This is a genomic window from Mesorhizobium sp. M7A.F.Ca.AU.002.02.1.1 (assembly GCF_003998535.1).
Classification (GTDB): domain Bacteria; phylum Pseudomonadota; class Alphaproteobacteria; order Rhizobiales; family Rhizobiaceae; genus Mesorhizobium; species Mesorhizobium ciceri.
Map to the genome: position 1 here is coordinate 1 of NZ_RZPB01000676.1, position 3,291 is coordinate 3,291.

The 3,291-nt window shown below is 66.4% G+C and carries 1 protein-coding gene and 1 pseudogene; one reads left to right on the top strand and one right to left on the bottom strand.

Annotation, left to right across the window (positions count from 1 at the left end; translation table 11 throughout):
• A partial coding sequence (locus EN879_RS29210; RefSeq protein ID WP_127274421.1) for an autotransporter domain-containing protein occupies nt 1-3,109 on the top strand: 3,109 nt, incomplete at its 5' end.
• 14 nt (nt 3,110-3,123) lie between these two features.
• Here the strand turns inward: EN879_RS29210 and EN879_RS40240 are convergent.
• Nucleotides 3,124-3,291 (bottom strand): annotated as a pseudogene (locus tag EN879_RS40240) (acyl-CoA thioesterase); the annotation flags it as partial.

Below are 3,291 nucleotides of genomic sequence, written 5' to 3' on the forward strand. Positions count from 1 at the left end.
CAGCGGCACCGTGCAGGGCGGCACAGGTGGCGCCAGCGGCTATTCCGATCAACGCTACCTTGCCGGATCCGGAGGGGTCGGCATTGCCGGGGCTGGCCTCACCGTGACCAACAGCGGCACCATCGCCGGTGGATTCTCGATCGACGGCAACGGCCCCCAGGCTGATGCGATCCGGTTCAGCGGCGGCGTCAATACGCTGGAGCTGCGGGCCGGCTCGGCGATCAGCGGCACTGTGGAGGCCTTCAGCGCGGCCGACACGTTGAGGCTCGGCGGGAACGTCGACAGCAGCTTCGACGTCTCAGGCGTCGGACAGCAATACCAGGGTTTCGGCATCTACGAAAAGACCGGCAACGGCACATGGACCTTGACCGGCAGCACCAGCGCGGTGACGTCGTGGACCGTCGACCAGGGCACATTGAGGATCGGCGGCGACTGGTCGCTGGGCGATGTCTCGGGCGCCCTGACCTTGAACGGCGGCGCGCTGCAGGTGACGGGCAATCCCGTCAGTTTCACGCTGGAGCGCCAGATAATCCTCGGCGCCAACGGCGGCACCTTCGATGTCGGCGCCGGCAAGAACCTGATCCTCGACGGCGTGGTTTCGGGCGACGGACAACTCGCCAAGACCAGTTCCGGCACGCTGACGCTGACCGGCGCCAACAGCTATTCGGGCGGCACGGCGGTGCGCGGCGGCGGCCTTGTCGTGACGGCGACAGGCGCGCTCGGCGACGGACTGGTCGCCATAAACTCCAACGGAAGCGGGGGATGGGCCAAGCTCTATTTCTCGGGCAACGACGCCGCCAATCCGGTCAGTGCCGAGGATATCTCGATCACCGTCGGGTTGGGCGACCTCAACTTCCTGCGCAATGCGACCGCCGGCGCGGCCACCATCATTCTGGCGAAGGACGGCACTGGCGGGCTCAATTTCAGCACCGGAACCGATGCCGGCACGGCCAGCATCATCAACCAGGGCGGCGGCTCGGTCACCTTCACAGGAGCAAGCGCCGCCAATGCTACCATCGTCAATGACGGCCTGGGCATACCGTATTATTTCAGCAGGACGACCTTCGACGACGATTACTCAAGCAATGTATCTTCCTCCGCCGGGGACGCCACGATAACCAACCGGAATGGCGGCTCGACCATTTTCTACGGACATTCGGACGGCGGAACGGCGACGCTGGTCAACGAGGCCGGCGGCACGCTCGATTTCCAGCAGGCATCGCAGGCGGCTGATGCAACCATCCTCAACGGCGCCGGCGGCAGCGTGCTGGTTCGCTTCCGCAACCAGGACTCCGTGCTCGATGTCGGTTCGCTGTCTGGCGACGGGGCCATACTAATCGACGATTCACAGCTGGCGCCGCAGCTTTCGCTCGGCGCGCTCGGTCATGACGACGTCATCGGCGGCACCATTTCCGGAAACGGCTCTCTGACCAAGACCGGCGCGGGCAAGCTGACGCTCAACGGACAGAACAGCTATGCGGGCCTGACCACCGTCGACATGGGAACGCTGGTGGTGGGCGACGCCAGCCATGGCACAGCGAGCCTCGCCGGCGATGTCACGGTGGATTCCGGCGCGCGCCTTGGCGGCATCGGCACCATGGGCGGCAATGTCACCATCCTCGGCACGCACGGCGTCGGCAATTCCATCGGCGTCCAGGCGGTCGGCGGCAACTATGTCAATCATGGCGTCCTGGAGGTCGAGGCGACCCCATCCGGCGCCGACAGGCTGATCGTCGGCGGCACGGTCGACATATCAGGCGCCACGCTCAACCTGGTCCTGACGCCGGCGACAGCCGAGAGCTGGAACCTGCGCAACGGGCCGTACACGATCATCCAGAACAATGGCGCTGCCGATGTCGCCGGCACCTTCGCCTCCGTCGGCAACCTCAACGACCTTCTCTTCCTCGACCATCTCATCAACTACAAGGGCGGCGACGGCAACGACATCACCCTCGCCTTGGCGCGCAACGACGTCGCGGTCGCCAACGTCGCCACCACCCGCAACCAGTTCGCGACCGCCGGAGCCCTCGATCGGCTGGGCGAAGGCAATGCGCTTGCATGGGCCATGCTGCTCATGACCGACAAGGACGCAGCGCGCCTGGCGCTGGATGCCGCGTCGGGCGAGGTTCATGCCTCAGCCAAGGGGATGCTGATCGAGGACAGCCGCTTCGTCGCCGATGCCGCAACCGCCCGCGTCCGGGCGGCCATGGGCGACGTCGCCGCTCCCGCCATGCCAGTGATGGCTTATGGCGAGGGCGGCCCGGAGCTGGTCGAGGCTGACACCAGCCGTTTCGTCGTGTGGGGGCAGGCTTTCGGCTCCTGGGGCACGGCGAGCGGCGACGGCAATGCCGCCGGCCTCGACCGCTCCACCGGCGGCTTCCTCGCCGGCGCCGACACCGTGATCGGCGAAGCCTGGCGGGTCGGCCTGCTGACCGGCTACAACCACGCCAGTTTCGACGTCGACGATCATGCCTCTTCCGGCTCCAGCGACACCTATCACATCAGCCTTTATGGCGGTAGACAGTGGGACGGCCTCGGCCTGCGCGGCGGCGTCGCCTACAGCTGGAACCGGATCGACACCAGCCGCAACGTCGTCGTTCCAGGCTTCGTCGATGCGCTGACGGCGAAATACGATGCCGGCACCGCGCAGGTCTTCGGTGAGGCCGGCTATCGCCTCGAGACGCGCATGGCTGCCTTCGAGCCCTTCGCCAGTCTCGCCTATGTCAACCTCCACACCGACAGCTTCACGGAAAAGGGGCGCGCCGCCGCACTCACATCCGCTGCCTCGACCACCGAGACCACCTTCACCACGCTCGGCTTGCGGGCCTCGGCCGGCTTCGACCTCGGCGGAATGCAAGCAACCGCGCAGGGTACGCTCGGCTGGCGTCATGCCTTCGGCGACACCACGCCGACCGCAGACATGGCCTTCGCCGGTGGCGACCTCTTCACCATTGCCGGCGTGCCGATCGCTAGGGATACAGCCATCGTCGGGGCCGGGCTCGATTTCCGGATCGCCGACAGCACCACGCTGGGGATCAGCTACTCCGGTCAGTTCGGGAAGAAGGCGGCCGACCAGGGCGTCCGCGCCACGATGCAAGTGCGCTTCTGATTTTTCGGCTTGCCTCAGCCTTCGGCGGGAACCGCTTTCGGCTTGCCCTCGCCATCCAGCGCCACCATGACGAAATCCGCATGGGTGACCTTCTCCATCAGGTCGGAGAGGTAGCGCTGCGCCCAGGCCTCGACCTTGAGCGTCATCGAGGTGCGGCCGACGCGCTCGACATGGGTGTAGAT